At 75.1% G+C, this 18,374-nt stretch carries 16 protein-coding genes; 8 read left to right on the top strand and 8 right to left on the bottom strand.

Annotated features, from left to right (window positions below; genetic code table 11):
* Positions 1-34: 34 nt before the first annotated feature.
* From BJP59_RS07590 to BJP59_RS07575, 4 genes are read left to right on the top strand one after another with little or no spacing between them, the layout of a single operon-like run.
* The gene (locus BJP59_RS07590; protein WP_194522610.1) at positions 35-739 is read left to right on the top strand and encodes an ECF transporter S component; all 705 of its coding nucleotides are present in this window, start codon (positions 35-37) and stop codon (positions 737-739) included.
* Positions 732-2,561 carry an ABC transporter ATP-binding protein gene (locus tag BJP59_RS07585; RefSeq protein ID WP_194522609.1) on the top strand — a complete coding sequence of 610 codons (1,830 nt, stop codon included), beginning with the start codon at positions 732-734 and terminating at the stop codon, positions 2,559-2,561. The genes BJP59_RS07590 and BJP59_RS07585 overlap by 8 nt, the downstream gene beginning before the upstream one ends.
* A complete protein-coding gene (locus tag BJP59_RS07580) occupies positions 2,558-3,169 on the top strand; it encodes an energy-coupling factor transporter transmembrane component T family protein (protein ID WP_194522608.1) in 612 nt (203 codons plus the stop codon). Before BJP59_RS07585 ends, BJP59_RS07580 begins: the two co-directional genes overlap by 4 nt.
* A gap of 2 nt (positions 3,170-3,171) precedes the next feature.
* Positions 3,172-3,345 (top strand): hypothetical protein, encoded by a 174-nt coding sequence (locus BJP59_RS07575; protein ID WP_194522607.1) that lies wholly within the window; start codon positions 3,172-3,174, stop codon positions 3,343-3,345.
* A gap of 17 nt (positions 3,346-3,362) precedes the next feature.
* Here BJP59_RS07575 and BJP59_RS07570 read toward each other — a convergent pair whose 3' ends face one another.
* From BJP59_RS07570 to BJP59_RS07560, 3 genes are all read right to left on the bottom strand, one after another.
* Positions 3,363-4,031, bottom strand: a complete 669-nt coding sequence (locus BJP59_RS07570) for a M23 family metallopeptidase (RefSeq protein WP_194522606.1) — start codon at positions 4,029-4,031, stop codon at positions 3,363-3,365.
* A 29-nt stretch (positions 4,032-4,060) separates the two neighbouring features.
* Positions 4,061-5,458 carry a histidine--tRNA ligase gene (hisS, locus tag BJP59_RS07565; protein WP_194522605.1) on the bottom strand — a complete coding sequence of 466 codons (1,398 nt, stop codon included), beginning with the start codon at positions 5,456-5,458 and terminating at the stop codon, positions 4,061-4,063.
* Positions 5,459-5,519: 61 nt separating this feature from the next.
* Positions 5,520-6,224: an MBL fold metallo-hydrolase gene (locus BJP59_RS07560; RefSeq protein ID WP_194522979.1), complete on the bottom strand. Its 705-nt coding sequence runs from the start codon at positions 6,222-6,224 to the stop codon at positions 5,520-5,522.
* A gap of 290 nt (positions 6,225-6,514) precedes the next feature.
* On the opposite strand from BJP59_RS07560, the gene BJP59_RS07555 reads away from it, so the two are divergent.
* From BJP59_RS07555 to ligD, 4 genes are all read left to right on the top strand, one after another.
* A complete protein-coding gene (locus tag BJP59_RS07555; RefSeq protein WP_043657759.1) occupies positions 6,515-7,264 on the top strand; it encodes a peptidylprolyl isomerase in 750 nt (249 codons plus the stop codon).
* Positions 7,261-9,171, top strand: coding sequence for a DUF349 domain-containing protein (locus BJP59_RS07550; protein ID WP_228485330.1), 1,911 nt, complete (start codon positions 7,261-7,263; stop codon positions 9,169-9,171). The genes BJP59_RS07555 and BJP59_RS07550 overlap by 4 nt, the downstream gene beginning before the upstream one ends.
* 90 nt (positions 9,172-9,261) lie before the next feature.
* Positions 9,262-9,915, top strand: a complete 654-nt coding sequence (locus BJP59_RS07545) for a hypothetical protein (RefSeq protein ID WP_194522604.1) — start codon at positions 9,262-9,264, stop codon at positions 9,913-9,915.
* Positions 9,916-9,925: 10 nt separating this feature from the next.
* Positions 9,926-11,002, top strand: coding sequence for a non-homologous end-joining DNA ligase (ligD, locus tag BJP59_RS07540; protein WP_194522603.1), 1,077 nt, complete (start codon positions 9,926-9,928; stop codon positions 11,000-11,002).
* Between the two features lie 30 nt (positions 11,003-11,032).
* Here ligD and BJP59_RS07535 read toward each other — a convergent pair whose 3' ends face one another.
* From BJP59_RS07535 to secD, 5 genes are all read right to left on the bottom strand, one after another.
* Complete coding sequence (locus tag BJP59_RS07535) at positions 11,033-12,139, bottom strand: ATP-dependent DNA ligase (protein ID WP_194522602.1); 1,107 nt, start codon at positions 12,137-12,139, stop codon at positions 11,033-11,035.
* A 71-nt stretch (positions 12,140-12,210) separates the two neighbouring features.
* Positions 12,211-14,553 (bottom strand): RelA/SpoT family protein, encoded by a 2,343-nt coding sequence (locus tag BJP59_RS07530; RefSeq protein ID WP_043651895.1) that lies wholly within the window; start codon positions 14,551-14,553, stop codon positions 12,211-12,213.
* Positions 14,554-14,627: 74 nt separating this feature from the next.
* The gene (locus tag BJP59_RS07525) at positions 14,628-15,233 is read right to left on the bottom strand and encodes an adenine phosphoribosyltransferase (protein WP_081895974.1); all 606 of its coding nucleotides are present in this window, start codon (positions 15,231-15,233) and stop codon (positions 14,628-14,630) included.
* Entirely contained in the window at positions 15,230-16,348 is a 1,119-nt protein-coding gene (gene secF, locus BJP59_RS07520; protein WP_043651870.1) for a protein translocase subunit SecF, read from the bottom strand. Before secF ends, BJP59_RS07525 begins: the two co-directional genes overlap by 4 nt.
* On the bottom strand, positions 16,348-18,345 hold the full coding sequence (gene secD / locus BJP59_RS07515; RefSeq protein ID WP_228485329.1) for a protein translocase subunit SecD: 1,998 nt from the start codon (positions 18,343-18,345) through the stop codon (positions 16,348-16,350). The genes secF and secD overlap by 1 nt, the downstream gene beginning before the upstream one ends.
* Positions 18,346-18,374 lie beyond the last annotated feature (29 nt).

Genomic DNA, 18,374 nt, shown 5'->3' with positions numbered 1-18,374 from the left:
CCCCTCGCCCCGGGGGCCCGACGGAGGGAAGCGCATGACCGAGCCCCGCACCACGCCGCCCCGGGCGACCCCGCCCACCGCCACGCCCGACGACCGACCCGACGGCGTGGGTCCCACGCCCGCCCCTCGGGACCGCGCCGTCGCCACTCCCCCGAGCCGTGCCCGACGCCGCGGCCTCACCCTCCACGAGACCGTCCTCGTCGCCGTGCTGGGGGTCGTGTTCGGGTTCGTCTACTGGGCGTTCGTGCAGCTCTGGGCCCCGCTCCAGCTCGCCATGGGACCGCTCGCGGACCTCGCCGCCAACGTGCTCGCGGGCGCGTGGATCGTCGTCGGCCCGCTCGCGACGTACATCGTGCGCAAGCCGGGCGTCGGCGTCCTCACCGAGACGCTCGCGGCGCTCGTCGAGGTGGTCTTCCTCGCGTCGCCCGCCGGCCCGCTGCTCGTCCTCGTGGGGCTCGTCCAGGGCGTGGGCGCCGAGATCCCCTTCGCCCTCACCCGATACCGCCGCTACGGCTGGTGGGTCTTCGTCGCGTCGGGCGTGAGCGCGGCGCTCTTCACGTACGCGTTCAACGCGGTCCGCTTCGGCTGGATCGGGCAGGACTACGCGATGCTCCGGCTCGGCGTGCAGGTCGTCTCGTGCGTCGTGCTGTGCGGGATCGCGGCGCGCCTCCTCGGCGACGCGCTCGCCCGCACCGGCGCGCTCGACGCCTTCGCGATCGGGGCCGACCGCCGTGGCTGAGGCACCGACCGCAGCACCGGAGGTCACGCCGGACGCCGTGCCCGGCGACGTGCCCGACGCCGTCGCCGCCGCCGGCCTGACCGTCACCGTGGGCCACGACGGCACGCGCGTGCTCGACGACCTCACCCTCACCGTCCCCGCGAGCACCGGGCTGCTCGTGCTGGGCCCCTCGGGCTGCGGGAAGTCCACGCTGCTGCGCGCGCTCGTCGGCGTCGTGCCCCACACGCTGCCGGGCTCCGTCGCGGGGGACCTGCGCGTGACGGGCGTCGACCCGCGCGACACGACCCCGGCGGCGCTCGCCGCGCGCGTCGGCCTCGTCCAGCAGCGGCCGGGCGACCAGCTCTGTCTCGCCCGCGTCGACGACGAGTTGCGGTTCGCGCTCGAGAACCGGGCGGCGGACCCGCGCACGATGGACGCCCGCGCGACCGCCGCGCTCGCCGCCGTCGGCGCGGACCACCTGCACGACCGGCCGACCCACGCGCTGTCGGGGGGCGAGGCGCAGCGCGTCGCCCTCGCGGCGGCGCTCGTCGCCGACCCCGAGCTCGTGGTCCTCGACGAGCCGACGGCGTTCCTCGACCCGGCCGCGGCGCACGAGGTCGGGACGCTCGTGGGCAGGCTCGTCCGGGCGCCCGGACAGGACACGCCCGACACCCCCGGCCGGTCGGTCGTGCTCGTCGAGCACCGCCTCGACAACGTCGGGACCCTCCCGACCGCGACGCTCGTGCTCGACGACACCGGTCGCGTCGTCGCGCACGGCCCCACGACCGCCGTCCTGCGCGCGCACGCCGCCACGCTCGCCGCGCTCGGGTGCTGGCTGCCGCTCGACATCCGGCTGGAGCGTGCCGGAGCCCCGGGCCCGCTCGGCGCGCCCGCGACCGACGCCTGGCTCGTCGACCTCGCGCGCGCCGACCCCCGCGCCGCGGACCCCCGTGACGCAGACACCGGCCCGGCGGCGCTCGCCCCTGACCGCCCGGTCGTCCTCCGCGCCCGTCGCCTCGCGGTGCATCGCGCCGCGGCAGGCCGCCGGCGGCGCGGGCGGGACGAGACGCCGGTGGTGCGCGACGTCGACCTCGACGTGCGCGCGGGCGAGGTGCTCGCGGTGGTGGGGCCGAACGGCGGCGGCAAGTCGACCCTCCTGCGCGGGCTGGCGGGACTCGAACGGACCACGGGCGAGGTCACGACGGCGCCCGGCGCGCCCGTCGCGATGGTGTTCCAGGACCCGGAGCACCAGCTCCTCGCGCGCACGGTCCGCGACGAGATCGCCTGGTCGGCCCGGCTCGCGCGGCTCGACGACGTCGACGGACGCGTCGCGCGCACCCTCGACGCGTTCGCCCTCACGCACCTCGCCGACGCGAACCCGTACCGGCTCTCCGGCGGCGAGCAGCGGCGACTGTCCCTCGCGACGGCGACGGTGCTCGACCCGCCCGTCCTCCTCGCCGACGAGCCCACGTCGGGGCTCGACCGCGCCCAGGCGGACGCCGTCGCCCACGCGCTGCGCGAGCGCGCCGACGCGGGCGGCGCGGTGGTCGTCGTCACGCACGACCTCGCGCTCGTCGCGGCCCTCGCCGACCGTGTCGCCGTCGTCGTCGGCGGCCGGCTCGTGGCGCTCGGGCCGCCCGCCACCGTGCTGGCCGACGACGCGCTGTGCCGGCGCGCCCGCCTGCGCCGTCCTCCCCTGCTCGCGTGGTGGGCCCGCACGGGCCGCCGGCACGGCGTGGACCCGGGCGCGCTCGTCCGGGCGCTCGACGCCGCCTCGGGCACCGCCGTCGCGGCCGAACCCCCAGAGACCGCGCCCGCAGCCCTCGCGGAGGTCGCCCCGTGAGCGCTCCGCACAGCACGCCCCTCGGGCGCTGGAACCCGACGGTCAAGCTGGCGACCGTCCTCGTCGTGTCGACGGGTGCGCTGCTCGTCACCGACCCGTACACCCCCGCGATCGGGTGGGTGCTCTCGGTCGCGGCGCTGCTGGTCGCGGGACGCGTCCCGGTCCGCACGCTCGCCCTCGCGCACGTGCCCTTCCTGGTGTTCGCGACCAGCCTGCTGGTCGTCAACGTCGCCACCCGGCCCGGCGGCGACCCGGTAGACCTGGGCCCGGTCACCGTCGGCTCCGACGGCCTGACGATCGGCGCCGGGCTCGCCGTGCGCACGCTGCTCGTCGGCGCCCTCTCGCTCACGGTCGCGGTGACGACCGACCCGGTGCGCCTCATGACGAGCCTCCACCAGCACGGGCGGCTGCCCCTGACGTGGACGTACGCGGTGCTCGCGGCCCACCGGCTGCTCGTCGAGCTGCCCGACGCCTGGCACACGATCCGCTGCGCCCAGGCCGTGCGCGACCCGCGGCGGCGCCCCGGCACGCTCCCCCGGTCCCCCGCGCGCTCGGCAGCGCCGCGTTCGCCCTCCTCGTCGGCGCCGTGCGCCGGTCCGAGCGCCTGACCGTGGCGCTCGAGTCGCGCGGCCTGGGCTCCGGTCCGCGCACCACGGCGCGGCCCGTCCCGCTCGGCGTGCCCGACGTCGTCGCCGCGGTCGCCGTGCTGGCCGTCGCCGCGGCGGTGGTCGTCGTCGGGGTCCGTGCGGGCTGGGTCACGGGGCTGGGCGCGCTCACGGCGTGAGGCTTGCCGGACCGCGGTCACGCAGGCTCGACGACCGCGCCCTCCGCCGGGACGCCGAGGTCCACGACGCGCGACGAGCCGTCGCGGGACCGCTCGCGGAAGCCCCGGAAGACGAGCGGTAGCCCGCGGGCGGCGAGCGCGTCCGGCGCGTCCATGGCCTGCACGTGCACGTGCGGCTGCGTCGAGTTCCCCGAGCTCCCGCACCGGCCCAGCTCGTCGCCCGCCTCGACCCGTCGGCCGGGCACGACGGCCACGGACCCGGCGCGCAGGTGCGCGAGGACGACGTACGTGCCGGGCGGGTCGAGGGCGAGCACCACGTGGTTGCCCGCGAGCGCCGCGGCACCGCCGCGCGCCCGCGCCGCCTGCGTGAGCGCGTAGCCGAGCAGCGCGGTGGGCGACCGGCGGGCCTCGTGGTCGGGCTCGCCGTCGTGCACCGCGACGACGGTGCCCGCCGCCGGGGCGAGCACGGGCCGCCCGAACGCGACGAACCGTTCGGGCGGCTCGGTGCTCAGCGCGGTGCGCCAGTCGCGCACGGCGGCGGTGCGCCGCCCTCGGACGGCGACGAAGTCGATCGCGTACGTCGTCGCGAAGAGGTCGGTGCCGTGGCTCGGCACGCGGCGCGCCGGGCTGTTGCGCACGAGCCACGTCCCCTGGAAGGGCAGGGCGAGCTCGACCGGTCGCGTCACGGCGCCCTCCCCTCCCCGGTGCGGCGGGGTCAGCCCTCCGCGGGCACGACGCGCGGGAAGCGGTCCTCGGCGGGCGGCTCCCACGTCGCCGCGTCGGCGTCGACCTGCTCCCCCGAGCGGATGTCCTTCACCTGGTCGGGCGAGCGCGTGCCGTCGTCCTCGACGCGCCCGGGGAACCAGACGAACGGGATGCCGCGCCGGTCGGCGTAGCGGATCTGCTTGCCGAACTTCGCGGCCGCGGGTGCGACCTCGACCGGCACCCCGCGGGCGCGCAGCGCGTGCGCGACCGCGTCGGAGGCGTCGCGCGTCTCCTCGCTCGTGACGGCCACGACGACGGCGCTCGGCACCGACCGCGTCGCGCGCACGAGGCCGGCGGAGAGCAGGCGCGACACGAGCCGGGACACGCCGATCGACAGGCCGACGCCGGGGTAGGTGTTCGCGCCGTCGGACGCGAGCGTGTCGTAGCGCCCGCCCGAGCAGATCGAGCCGAGCTGCTCGTGGCCCACGAGCACGGTCTCGTAGACGGACCCGGTGTAGTAGTCGAGGCCACGCGCGATCTTGAGGTCGGCGACGACGACGCCCGGGGCGCGCACGCTCGCGGCCTCGATCAGCGCGCCGAGCTCGCCGAGCCCGGTCTCCAGCAGCTCGCTCTCCACGCCGTGCTCGGCCGCGAGCGCCCGCACGCGGTCGACCACGCCGGAGTCGCTCCCGCTGATACCCGCGAGCGCGAGGCACGCCTGCGCCTGCTCGGGCGTCGTGCCGGCCTCGGACTCGAGCAGCGCGGCGACCCTCTCGGGGCCGACCTTGTCGAGCTTGTCGATCTGGCGCAGGACGTCGTCGACCGCGTCGATGCCGAGTCCGCGGTAGAACCCCTCGGCGACCCGGCGGTTGTTCACGAGGACGCGGACCTCGGGCACGCCGATGTCGCGCAGCGCGCCCAGGGCCTCGGCCATGACGAGCGGCAGCTCGACCTCGTAGTGGTAGGGCAGCTCGCCCGCGCCGACGACGTCGACGTCGGCCTGGGTGAACTCGCGGAAGCGCCCGTCCTGGGGGCGCTCGCCGCGCCACACCTTCTGGATCTGGTAGCGCTTGAAGGGGAACGCGAGGTGCCCGGCGTTCTCGAGCACGTAGCGCGCGAAGGGGACGGTCAGGTCGAAGTGCAGGCCGAGCTGCTTGTCGCCCTTCGCGGCCGACCCGGCCGCGGCGTCGTCCTGCGGCTCCTCCTGGAGCCTGCGCAGGACGTAGACCTCCTTCGACGTCTCGCCCTTGCGCAGGAGCTGGTCGAGCGGCTCGACCGCGCGCGTCTCGATCCCGGCGAACCCGTGCAGCTCGAACACCCGGCGCAGGGTGTCGAGGACGTGCTGCTCGACGATGCGACCGTCGGGGAGCCATTCGGGGAAACCGGAGAGGGGTGTGGGCCTGGCCATGGGTCAGATCTTCCCAGACGCCGGCAGCCGCGACCGCATCGTCCGGCCCCCGGACCCGCGCTCAGCGGGCGAGGAAGGGGTTCGTCGCCAGCTCGCGCGCGACCGTCGTCGCCGGCCCGTGCCCCGGGAGCACGTCCCAGGCCGGGTCCAGGTGCGCGACGACGTCGCGCAGGGTGCGGGCCATCGTCGCGCCGTCCCCGCCCGGCAGGTCGGTACGGCCGACGGAGCCCGCGAAGAGGACGTCGCCGCTGAGCACGAGGCCCGATCCCGGCTCGCCGACCACGTAGAGCGTGGAGCCCTCGGTGTGCCCGGGCGCGCCCACCGCGCGCAGCGCGACGCCGCCCCAGCGCAGCTCCCGCTCGCCGCCCGCGGGCACGTCGAACGTCTCGACGCGGCCCGGCTCGCGGTAGTCCTGCGGCCCGGCGCCTGCCGCCGCGAGCGCCGCGCCGAGCGGGCCGGACACGACGGCGCCCGGCCGGCTCGCGGCGGACCCGCCGTGCTCCAGGCTCCCGAACGGGTCCGCGAGCCGGTACGCGTCGGCCGCGTGCAGCACGACGGGCACCCCGAAGCGGTCGGCGAGCGCCGCGGCGTCCCACGTGTGGTCGACGTGGCCGTGCGTCGCGAGGACGGCGCGGGGCACGAGGCCCGCGGAGCGGACGTGCCCGACGACGGCGTCCGCGACCCCCGCCCCCGCGTCGACCACGACGCAGTCGCCGCCCGGGGCGCTCACGACCGTGCAGTTCGTGCCGAAGACGGGCGCCACCACCACGTGCACGGCCGGTCCGGGCGGGGTCGGGCCGTGCTCGGCAGAGGGAGTCGGCGTCGTGCCACGAGGTCGGTCCACGAGGGCGAGGGTAGCCCGCGGCACGGGCGGCGGGGCGGCTCCGGGCGAGCGCAGGACGGGTTTCGGGCGGCGGCGTCGATACCGGACCGTGACCTGCGCGCGGCAAATCCACCCGCCACCAGGGTTCTCGGTGCCTAGACTGTCCCGTACCGACCACGGCCGCACCGGGGTCGACCGTGCGCGCCGTCGCGGCGCCGGACGAAGGAGCTGGGGTGTCGACGAAGAGTCGCGAGCGCGAGCAGGCGCGTCGTCGTGAGGAGAAGTGGGACCGTCACGTGGCCCAGCTCCGGGCGAAGCGCCAGCGCACGTGGTCGATCGTGGGCGTCGTCGTCGCGCTCGTCGTGATCGGCGTCGCCGTCTGGTGGGCGCTCGCCGCCACCCAGGATCCCGGCACCGACCCGGGCGGAGGCACGGGCGCGGCGCCGTCGGGCGAGCACACCCTGCCGCCCGCGTCCGCCGCCGAGGGCCGTGACTGGACCACGACGCTCACCACGAGCGCGGGCGACCTCACGCTCACGCTCGACGGCGCGGCCGCCCCGCAGGCGGTCGCGAGCTTCGTGTCCCTCGCCGAGTCCGGGTACTTCGACGGCACGTCGTGCCACCGCCTCACGACGTCGGGCATCTACGTGCTCCAGTGCGGCGACCCGACGGGCACCGGCACGGGTGACCCGGGCTACAAGTTCGGCCCCGTCGAGAACGCCCCCACCGACGACGTCTACCCCGCGGGGACCGTCGCGATGGCCCGCCAGGGCGGGGACGGCGACTCGATGGGCTCGCAGTTCTTCCTCGTCTACGAGGACTCGACCATCCCGTCCGACGCGGCGGGTGGTTACACGGTGTTCGGCACCATCACGTCCGGCCTGGACGTCGTCCAGGCAGTCGCTGACGCGGGGACGCAGGACGGATCCGGCGACGGGTCCCCCGCCACCCCGGTCACCATCGAAGGAGTTGAGACCCAGTGAGCGATCCCGCCCAGAACCAGGCGAGCGCACCGGCACCGGAGCCCGCGGAGGCGAGCGAGACCGGACGGGTCGACGCGACAGACGTGGAGCCGACGCCGGAGGCCACCTCGGCCACCTCGGCCACCGAGGCCACCGAGGCCACCGAGGCCACCGAGGCCACCGAGGCCACCGAGGCCACCGAGGCCACCGAGGCCACCGACGAGGGTCCCGCCTCCGCCGCGGCCGAGGTCGCCGCCCCGGCCGAGCAGGTGGAGGCCACGCCTGCCGCCGAGGCCGAGGCGACCGACGCACCGGCAGCGGAGGCCGAGACCGCCCCCGAGGCCGAGCAGACCGGGGCCCCCGCGGCCGACGACGCTCCCGCCGCCGAGGCCGAGACCGACACGCCCGCTGCCGCGGCAGCGGAGGCGCCTGCCGCCGACGCAGCCGACGACGCAGCTCCCACCACCGGGGCGACGGCACCCGCTGAGACGACGGCACCCGCCGGGGCGGCACCCCGGCCCGCCGCCCCGCGTCCCGGGCCGCGGCCCAAGCCGTCGGCGCTCCCGCACCCACCGCGCAAGCCGGCCGCCCCGGCCGCGGGCGCTCCCGCCGCAGCGGCCGTCGTGCCGGAGGTCCCGGCCGTCCCGGCGCTGGCCGACGACTCGGCTGCCGCCAAGGCCGCCGCCGCGTTCGGTCGGGTCGACGAGGACGGCACGGTGTACGTCCGCGAGAGCGCGGGCGAGCGCTCCGTCGGGCAGTTCCCGGGCGTCGGCGCCGACGAGGCCCTCACGCTGTACGTGCGCCGCTACCTCGACCTCCAGGCGAAGGTCGCGCTGTTCGAGGCGCGGCTGACGAGCACGGACCTGTCGGTCAAGGAGATCGACCAGACGATCGCCCGGCTCACCGAGGAGACCGCGGAGCCCTCCGCGGTCGGCGACCTCGACGGGCTCCGGGCGCAGGTCGAGTCGCTGCGCGGCGCCGCTGCCGAGCGTCGCGCACAGCTCGAGGCGGAGCGCGCCGCGGCGAAGGCCGCGGCTCTCGAGGCCCGCACGGAGATCATCGAGGCTGCGGAGAAGATCGCCGCGACCGACCCGAGCCGCATGCAGTGGCGGCCCGCGGGCGAGGAGCTGCGCGGGCTGCTGGAGCGCTGGAAGGAGGCCCAGCGCTCGGGACCGCGCATCGACCGCGCGAGCGAGGAGGCGCTGTGGAAGCGGTTCAGCCACGCGCGCACCGCGTTCGACCGCGAGCGCCGGCACTACTTCGCCGAGCTCGAGCAGCGCAACGCCTCCGCCAAGGCCGCGAAGGAGAAGCTGGTCGCGGAGGCCGAGGCGCTGTCGTCGAGCACCGACTGGGGCCCGACGGCGGGCGCGTACCGCGACCTCATGGCGCGCTGGAAGGCCGCGGGCCGGGCGAGCCGCAAGGACGACGACGCGCTGTGGGCCCGCTTCCGCGCCGCCCAGGACACGTTCTTCCAGGCGCGCGACGCGGTGAACTCCGCGACGGACGCCGAGTACGCGGCGAACCTCGAGGTCAAGGAGGCGCTGCTCACCGAGGCGGAGGCGCTCGTGCCCGTCAAGGACCTCGCCGCAGCCAAGGCGGCGCTGCGCGACCTCCAGGAGCGCTGGGAGGAGGCCGGCCGCGTGCCGCGCGGCGACCTGCAGCGCGTCGAGGGCCGCCTGCGTGCCGTCGAGAACGCGGTCCGCGACGCCGAGCAGGCGCAGTGGACGCGGAGCAACCCCGAGACGCGCGCCCGCGCGGAGGGTGCGGCGGCACAGCTCGAGGCCGCGATCGAGGCGCTCGAGGCCGACCTCGCCGCCGCGCAGAGCCGCGGGGACGCGCGCGCGGTCAAGGAGGCCGAGACGGCGCTCGCCGCGCGGCGCTCCTGGCTCGAGCAGGTCGTCCGCGCGGCGGAGGACTCGCGGGGCTGACGCACTCCCGCTCGGTCGCAGGGCCGGCGCTCGTCCACAGACGAGCGCCGGCCCTTCCGTGTCCCCACGGCCGTGCGGCACGGTAGGGCCGTGCCCGCAGCCACGACCGCGCCCGACCACGCCGTACCCGCCCGCGCCACGGGGCACGTCCCCGCCGCCGCGCTCGCGCACCTGCTCGCGCCGCCGGGACCGGAGGTCGGCCTCCTCGTCGTCCCGGAGGAGGTCGGCGGGCCGGCGGCCTTCCAGGAGCTCGTCCGCGCGGGCGCCCTGCGTCGGCTGTGGGGCGACGTCGCCGCTCCGGTGAGCGTCCCCGTCACCCCCACGCTGCGGGCGCTCGCCGTCCGCGACCAGGTGCCGCGCGGCACGGTGCTCGCGGGCGCGGCCGCCGCGTGGGTGCTGTGCGGCTCCGCGCCGCCCCGGGTGCTCGACGTCGTCCACCCGCCCGGGCGTCATCGCCCGCCGCCGCGGCGGGGCCGGGCGGCGCGGCAGGCGCACGTGCTGCGCGACGAGACGAACCTCGTCGCGGGCGTCCTCGTCACGTCGGTGCTGCGGACCGCGCTCGACGTCGCCACCCGGTGCGAGCCGGTGCAGGCGCTGAGCACCCTGCGCCGGCTGGAGGCGGTGTGCGGGCTCGACGCTCGTACGGCGGCGCGGTCGCTCGAGCTGCGCCACCGGTGGGCCGGCCGCGCGCAGGCGCGGCGCACCCTCGCGCTCCTGCTCGCCGGGACCGACGACCCGGTCTAGGTTGGTCGGCATGGCCGCAGCCACGACTCCCCCCGTGGAGCTCGACGTCCGAGGACGGACCGTGCGCGTCACGAGCCCGGACCGCGTCGTCTTCCCCGCGCGCGGGCTCACCAAGCTCGACGTCGTGCAGTACTTCCTCGACGTGGGCGACGGCATCCTCGGCGCCCTGGTCGACCGCCCGACGACGCTCGAGCGCTGGCCCAAGGGCGTGTTCGAGGGCGCCCGCATGAGCACGCGCACGGACAACACCGGCGACGCGTTCTACCAGAAGCGCATCCCGAAGGGCGCACCGGAGTGGGTGCAGACCGCGCGCATCGCGTTCCCGAGCGGGCGCACGGCCGACGAGGTGTGCCCCACGGAGCTCGCCGTCGTCGCCTGGGCGGCCAACCTCGGCACGCTGACGTTCCACCCGTGGCCCGTGCGCGGCGGGGACGTCGAGGCGGTGGACCAGCTCCGCATCGACCTCGACCCGCAGCCGGGCACCGACTTCGACGACGCGGTGCGCGTCGCACCGCACCTGCGCGAGGTCCTCGACGAGCTCGGCCTCCCCGGCTACCCCAAGACGTCGGGCGGCCGCGGGATCCACGTGTTCGTCCCGGTCGCGCCCGAGTGGGACTTCGTGGCCGCGCGCCGCGCGACGATCGCGATCGGTCGTGAGCTCGAACGCCGCCTCCCGGACCAGGTCACCACGAAGTGGTGGAAGGAGGAGCGCGGCGCCAAGATCTTCGTCGACTACAACCAGATGGCGCGCGACCGCACGATCGCGTCGGCCTACTCGATCCGCTCCAACCAGCGCGCGACGGTGTCCGCTCCCCTGCGCTGGGAGGAGCTCGGCGACGTCCACCCGGACGACTTCGACGTGCTGTCGATGCCCGCGCGCCTCGCCGCGGTCGGCGACCTCTTCGCACCCCTGCGCGCCGACCGGGAGGACCCGGGCGCGTCGCTCGAGCCCGCCCTGGAGCTGTCCCGCCGCGACGAGGCCGAGCACGGGCTCGGGGACCTCCCCTACCCGCCCGAGTACCCGAAGATGCCCGGCGAGCCCAAGCGCGTCCAGCCGAGCAAGGACCGGGACCGCGCCCGGGACTGACGTGCCGCGACCACGCGGGTGCGGGCGGCGTCAGTCGACGCCGGGTGCCCCGGGCAGGATGCCCGTGAGGTCGTAGCGCACCGGCTCCTCGAGCTGCTCGTAGGTGCACGACTCCGGGTCACGGTCGTCGCGCCAGCGCCGGAACTGCGCGGTGTGCCGGAACCGGGAGCCCTCCATGTGGTCGTAGGCGACCTCGAGCACGCGCTCCGGGCGCAGCGGCGTGAACGACAGGTCCTTGCCCGAGCTCCAGCGCGACACCGCACCCGGCATCCGCTCGCCGGCGGGGTTCTCCCACCCGGACCACGGGTGCGCGTCCGCGTCCGGCGTGCCCGGCTCGACGACGAGCGGCGCGAGCTCCTCGACCAGCGCGGCGCGCCGCGCCGTCGGGAACGACGCGGCGACGCCGACGAACTGGAGCTGGCCCGCGTCGTCGTACAGGCCGAGCAGGAGCGAGCCGAGGAGCGGCTTCGCGGGGGTCGACGTCTTGTGCAGGCGGTACCCCGCGAGCACGACGTCCGCCTCGCGGCCGTGCTTGATCTTGAGCATCGCGCGCTTGTTCGGCTGGTAGGTGCCGTCGAGCGGCTTGGCGACGACGCCGTCGAGGCCCGCCCCCTCAAACGTGTCGAACCACTCCCGCGCCACGGCGACGTCGCGCGTGCGGGGCGTGGCGTGCACGGACGGGCCGTCGAGGCCCAGGGAGTCGAGCACCTCCTGACGCCGCGCGAGCGGCGCGCGCGTGAGGTCCTCGTCCCCGAGCGCGAGCACGTCGAACACGACGAGGGCCGCGGGGGTCTGCTCCGCGAGCAGGCGCACGCGCGACGCCGCCGGGTGGATGCGCTGCTGGAGCACCTCGAACTCGAGGCGACCGTCCCGCGCGACGACGATCTCGCCGTCGACCACGCACCGGGGCGGCAGCGCGGCCCGCACCGCTTCGACGACCTCGGGGAAGTAGCGGTCCATGGGCCGCGCGTTCCTGCTGTCGAGCCGCACCTCGTCGCCGTCGCGGTACACGATCGCGCGGAAGCCGTCCCACTTCGGCTCGTACACGTACCCGCCGTCGACGGCGTCGGGCTCGGGCACGGCGGGCACGGACTTCGCGAGCATGGGCAGCACGGGGGGCATGACGGGCAGGTCCATGTGCCGATGCTGCCACCGGGTCTGCCGCCCTGCGCGGCGTGGTGGCCTCGGTCAGCGTGCCGCCCGCGGGCTCAGGCGGGGAGCTGCGCCGTCTCGGCGGCCTTCGTCCCCGTGATGCGGTAGACGTCGAACACGCCGTCGACCTTGCGGACCGCGCTGAGGACCTGCGCGAGGTGCGCGGGCTCCGCCATCTCGAAGACGAAGCGCGACATCGCCACGCGGTCGTTCGAGGTCGAGACGGTCGCCGAGAGGATGTTCACGTGGTTGTCCGACAGGACGCGCGTCACGTCGGAGAGCAGGCGCGCACGGTCGAGCGCCTCGACCTGGATCTGCACGAGGAACATCGCGTTGCTCCCCGTGGTCCACGAGACGTCGACGATCCGCTCGGGCTGGTTGCGCAGCCCGACGACGTTCGCGCAGTCCGCGCGGTGCACGCTCACGCCCTGCCCGCGCGTGACGAAGCCGATGATCTCGTCGCCCGGGACCGGGGTGCAGCACTTCGCGAGCTTGACCCAGATGTCGTCGACGCCCTTGACCATGACGCCCGGGTCGCCCGTGCGCACGCGGCGCGCGGTGTTCCCGGGGCGCGCGGTCTCGGCGACGTCCTCGACCGTGCCCTCCTCGCCCCCCATCGCCTGGACGAGCTTGGAGACGACGTTCGCCGCCGACACCTGGCCCTCGCCGATCGCCGCGTACAGCGCGGTGACGTCCGCGAAGCGGAGCTCGTTGGCGAGCGCGACGAGCGACTCGTGCGACAGCAGGCGCTGGATCGGCAGGTTCTGCTTGCGCATCGCCTTGGCGATCGCGTCCTTGCCGTGCTCGACGGCCTCCTCGCGGCGCTCCTTGGAGAACCACTGCCGGATCTTGTTGCGCGCCCGCGGGCTCTTGACGAAGGCGAGCCAGTCACGGCTCGGACCCGCGTTCTCGGACTTCGAGGTGAGGACGTCGACCGAGTCGCCGTTCTCGAGCGTCGAGTCGAGCGGGACGAGCCGCCCGTTGACGCGCGCGCCCATGGTCCGGTGCCCGACCTCGGTGTGCACCGCGTAGGCGAAGTCGACCGGCGTCGAGCCCGCCGGCAGCGCCATGACGTCGCCCTTGGGGGTGAAGACGTAGACCTCCGCGCCGCCGATCTCGAAGCGCAGCGAGTCGAGGAACTCGGCCGGGTCGGCCGTCTCGCGCTGCCAGTCCACGAGCTGGCGCAGCCACCGCATGTCGTTGGCCGCGGCGTCGTCCTTCGCCGTCTTGCCGCCCGACTTCGCGGTCTCCTTGTACTTCCAGTGCGCCGCGACGCCGTACTCCGCGCGCCGGTGCATCTCGTGCGTGCGGATCTGGATCTCGACCGGCTTCCCGCCCGGCCCGATGACCGTCGTGTGCAGCGACTGGTACATGTTGAACTTCGGCATCGCGATGTAGTCCTTGAACCGCCCCGGCACGGGGTTCCACCGCGCGTGCAGCGCACCGAGCGCCGCGTAGCAGTCCCGGACGCTGTCCACCAGGACGCGCGCGCCGACGAGGTCGTAGATCTCCGCGAAGTCGTGGCCGCGCACGATCATCTTCTGGTAGATCGAGTAGTAGTGCTTCGGCCGGCCGGTGACGGTGGCCTTGATCTTCGCGCTGCGCAGGTCGGCCGTGACCTGCTCGCGCACGACGGCCAGGTACTCCTCGCGCGCCGGCGCGCGCTCGGCGACGAGGTGGACGATCTCGTCGTACACCTTGGGGTACAGGGCCTGGAACGACAGGTCCTCGAGCTCCCACTTGATCGTGTTCATGCCGAGGCGGTGGGCGAGCGGCGCGTAGATCTCGAGGGTCTCGCGCGCCTTGCGACCCGCCGACGACGACGACACGTACTTCCAGGTGCGCGCGTTGTGCAGGCGGTCGGCGAGCTTGATGACGAGCACGCGGATGTCCCGTGCCATGGCGACGACCATCTTGCGCACCGTCTCGGCCTGCGCCGCGTCGCCGTACGTGACCTTGTCGAGCTTGGTCACGCCGTCGACGAGCATGGCGATCTCCTCGCCGTACTCCTCGGTGAGCTGCGCGAGCGAGTAGTCGGTGTCCTCGACCGTGTCGTGCAGCAGCGCGGCGGCGAGCGTCGACCCGTCGAACCCGAGCTCGGCGAGGATCGTCGCGACCGCGACGGGGTGCGTGATGTACGGGTCGCCGCTCTTGCGCAGCTGGCCGCGGTGGGCGCGCTCGGCGGTCTCGTACGCGCGCTCGATGACGCTCAGGTCCGTGCGCGGGTGGTTGGTGCGGACGGCCTGGAGCACCGGCTCGAGCGCCGGGCTGCCCGCGTTGGGGCGCGCGCCGAAGCGGACGAGGCGCGAGCGCACACCGCGCCCGCCCGATCCGCCGGTGCCGGAGGTCGGGGCGCCCGCGCGCTCAGGAGCGCGCGACGTCCGGGTGTTCTCGCTCATGCGCGCCTCCTTCCGCAGGGCGGCGGCCACCGGCACGATGCCGGCGACCAGCCGAGACGACCGGAGTGGCAATCCTACGACTCGACGTGGACCAGCGTGGCCACCTCGCGGCCCGCGAGCCGCTCGCGGCCGCCCAGACCCTCGAGCTCGAGGAGGAACGCCAGGCCCACCACGACGCCTCCCCCGCGCTCGACGAGCTCGGCGCCCGCGGCCGCCGTGCCCCCGGTCGCGAGCACGTCGTCCACCACGAGAACACGCGCACCCGGGGGCAGTGTTCCCGACCGGAGCTCGATGGTCGCGGTGCCGTACTCGAGGTCGTACGTGACGGTGTCCGTGGGCGGCGGGAGCTTGCCCGCCTTGCGCAGCGGCACGAACCCGACGCCGAGGTGCGTCGCGAGCGGCGCCCCGATGAGGAAGCCCCGCGCCTCCATGCCCGCGACGAGGTCGACCCCGCCCGCGGCGCGCGCGACGTCGCCGAGCGCCTCGACCACGTGGCCGAAGGCGTCGCCGTCTGCCAGCAGGCCGGTGATGTCCCGGAAGACGATCCCTGGTCCCGGGTAGTCCGGCACGGCACGGACGAGCTCGAGCACGCGCGAGGCGCGCTCCGGGCCGAGCCCGGCGAGGTGGACGGCGCGCAGGCCGCCCGCCTCGCCGGCCGGCACGTGACCGGGTGCCGTCATCGGGGACGACGGCGGCGCGGCTGCGCCTTGTTGCCCTGGTGCGCGCCCGGCTGGAGCTGGCGGTGCCCCGCCCCGACGCCGGCCGCCGCGAGCGCGGCGTCCTCCTCGTCGCCCGCGACCTCGGCCCGCTCCGCGCGCAGCGCGAGGACCTTGGCCGTGTGCTCCTGGATCGGCTTCTCGCGCTCGCGCAGCGCGACCTCGAGCGGCGTCGCGAGGTACACCGACGAGTACGCGCCGACGGCCATGCCGACGAAGAGCGCGAGCGCGATGTCGCGCAGCGTGCCCGCGCCCAGCAGGAACGCCCCGATGAAGAGGATGCCCGCGACGGGGAGCAGCGCGACGACGGACGTGTTGATCGAGCGCACGAGCGTCTGGTTGATCGCGAGGTTGGCCCGCTCGGCGTAGGTGCTGCGCGTCTGGTCGAGGACGCCCGCGGTGTTCTCGCGGACCTTGTCGAAGACCACGACCGTGTCGTAGATCGAGTACGCGAGGATCGTCAGGAGGCCGATCACCGTCGCCGGCGTGATCTCCCAGCCGATCGCCGCGTAGATGCCCACCGTGACGATGAGGTCGTGGAACAGCGCGATGACCGCGGCGAGCGCCATGCGCCAGTTCCGGAAGTAGATCGTCATGACCAGGCTCACGAGGAGCAGGAAGACGACGAGGCCGACGATCGCCTTCTGGGAGACGTCCTTGCCCCAGGTGGGGCCGATGTACGAGCTCGTCACCTCCCCCTCGGACACGTCGTACGCGCTCGCGAGCTCGACGGCGACCTGCTCGACCTGCGCGTTGCTGAGCTCCGCCGTCTGCACCCGCACGGTGCTGGAGCCCACCGAGGTGACGCGCGGCACCTCCTCGGGGGCGACCGCCGCGACGGCGTCGAGCGCCGGCTGCTGCGAGGTGTCCGAGACGCCCGAGACGGTGAACTCCGACCCGCCGCGGAACTCGATGCCGAGGTTGAGCCCGTCACCGGCGATCCGGACCCCGATGATGCCGAGGGACAGGACGACCAGGACGAGCGCCACCACGAAGTAGGCGCGCCGCTTGGCGACGATGGCGTAGGACCGGCGGCCCGTGTACAGGTCGTTGCCCCACTGGGCGAAACCGCTGGCCATCAGTGCTTCTCCTCGTTCTCGTCGCCCGCCGCGTCAGCGGCCGGGGACCCCTCGTCGCCGTCCGCGGAGGCGGCGGCCCGCCGCTCGGCGGCACGGCGCTCGGCGATGGTCATGCGCGGGCCGTCGGACCGGCCGACGCCGGCACCGACCGTCTCCCGGACGGGCGCCGTGCGCTCGTGCGCCGGGGCGTCCTGCACCGGCGCGTCCTGGACGACGTCGCCGCCGTCCGCGGGTGCCGTCGAGGTCGCCCCGACGACGCGGCCGCGACCTGCGTACCGCGTGCCGCGCACCCCGAGGCGCCGCGGGTCGAGGCCCGACGCCGGGTGGCCGTTCGCGAAGAACTTGGTCCGGGCGAGGAGCTGCATGAGCGGGTGCGTGAAGAGGAACACCACGATCAGGTCGACCAGGGTGGTCAGGCCCAGCGTGAACGCGAAGCCGCGCACGCCGCCGACCGCCAGGTAGTACAGGACCACCGCGGCGACGAAGTTCACCGCGTCCGAGGCGAGGATCGTGCGGCGGGCGCGCTGCCAGCCCTTCTCCACCGCGGAGTTCAGCGTCCGGCCGTCGCGCAGCTCGTCGCGGATGCGCTCGAAGTACACGATGAACGAGTCCGCGGTGATACCGATCGCGACGATGAGCCCCGCGACGCCGGCGAGCGACAGGCGGTACCCGATCGTCCACGAGAGCACCGAGATCACGCCGAACGTCACGACGGCCGCGATGCCGAGCGACGCGACGGTGACCAGGCCGAGCACGCGGTACTGGAAGAGCGAGTAGATGACGACCAGCAGCAGGCCGATCGCGCCCGCGAGCAGACCCTTCTCGAGCTGCTCGGAGCCGAGCGTCGCGGAGATCTGCTCCTGGCTCTGCACCTCGAACGTCAGGGGCAGCGAGCCGAAGTTGAGCTGGTTCGCGAGCGTCGCCGCGCTGTCGCGCGTGAAGCTGCCCGAGATCTCGGCCTTGCCGTCGGGGATCGCGACCTGCGAGACGGGTGCCGAGATGACGAGGCCGTCGAGGACCATCGCGAACTGGTTCTGCGGCGACGGCAGCGTCGTGAGACGCGTCGTGACCTCACGGAAGGCCTTGGTGCCCTCGGAGTCGAACTCGATGTTGACGACCCACTCGTTGGTGACGACGCCGTTCTGCCCGACGCGCAGGCCGGAGCTCGCGTTCGAGATGTCGGTGCCCTCGATCTCGACCGGGCCGAGGATGTACTTGGCCGTGCCGTCGTCGGCGCACGAGACGAACGCGCTGTCGGTCGGGCCGCTGTCGCCGCCCACGAGGTTCTCGGGGAGCGTGCAGTCGAGCGCGTCGAACTGCGCCTGCAGCTCCGGCGTGATCTGCGCGAGGTCGCTCGGGTTCTCCGGGCGGGTCGTCTCCGGCGCCGGGTCCGTCGTGGCGTCGTCCGCCGGGGCGTCCGTCGCTGCGTCGGCCGCCGGGTCCGTGCCGTCCTCGGCCGCGGGGTCCGTCGCGCCGTCGGTGGCCGCGTCCGCGGACTCCGTCGCGTCCGGGGCGTCCTCGGCCGCGGCGTCGTCGCCCGCAGCCGGGTCGGTGGACTCGTCGGCGGGCGTCGCCGTCGGCATGCCCACGGAGAGCACGGGGCGGAAGCGCATCTGGGCCGAGGTGCTGACGAGGTCGATGGTCTCCTGGGACGGCTGCCCCGGGATGCCGACGACGATGTTGTTGCGGCCCTGGCTCGTGATCTCGGCCTCGGAGACACCCTGCGCGTCGATGCGCTGGCGGATGACGTTGATCGCCTGGTTGATGTCCTCGGCCGTCGGCTGCGAGCCGTCGGTGGTGACGGGCTCCAGGATGATCTGCGTGCCACCCTCGAGATCGAGCGCGAGGCCCGGGGTGAGGCTCGCCCCGCCCGGGTTGTCCTCGGTCTTCGGGTCGAGCTTCGTGCCCGCGAAGAGGGACCCGAAGAGGACGACGATGAGGATTCCCAGGGTGACGAGGGTCCGTACGGGCCTCGCTCGTGTGCTGCTGGTGGCCAACTGTCCGTCTCTTCTCGTGCGTGTGCGGT

This window comes from Cellulosimicrobium sp. JZ28 (genome assembly GCF_015327065.1).
GTDB classification, from domain to species: Bacteria; Actinomycetota; Actinomycetes; order Actinomycetales; family Cellulomonadaceae; genus Cellulosimicrobium; species Cellulosimicrobium funkei.
Note: the sequence above shows the minus strand (reverse complement) of the source record. Positions and strands in the feature narration are given on the sequence as shown.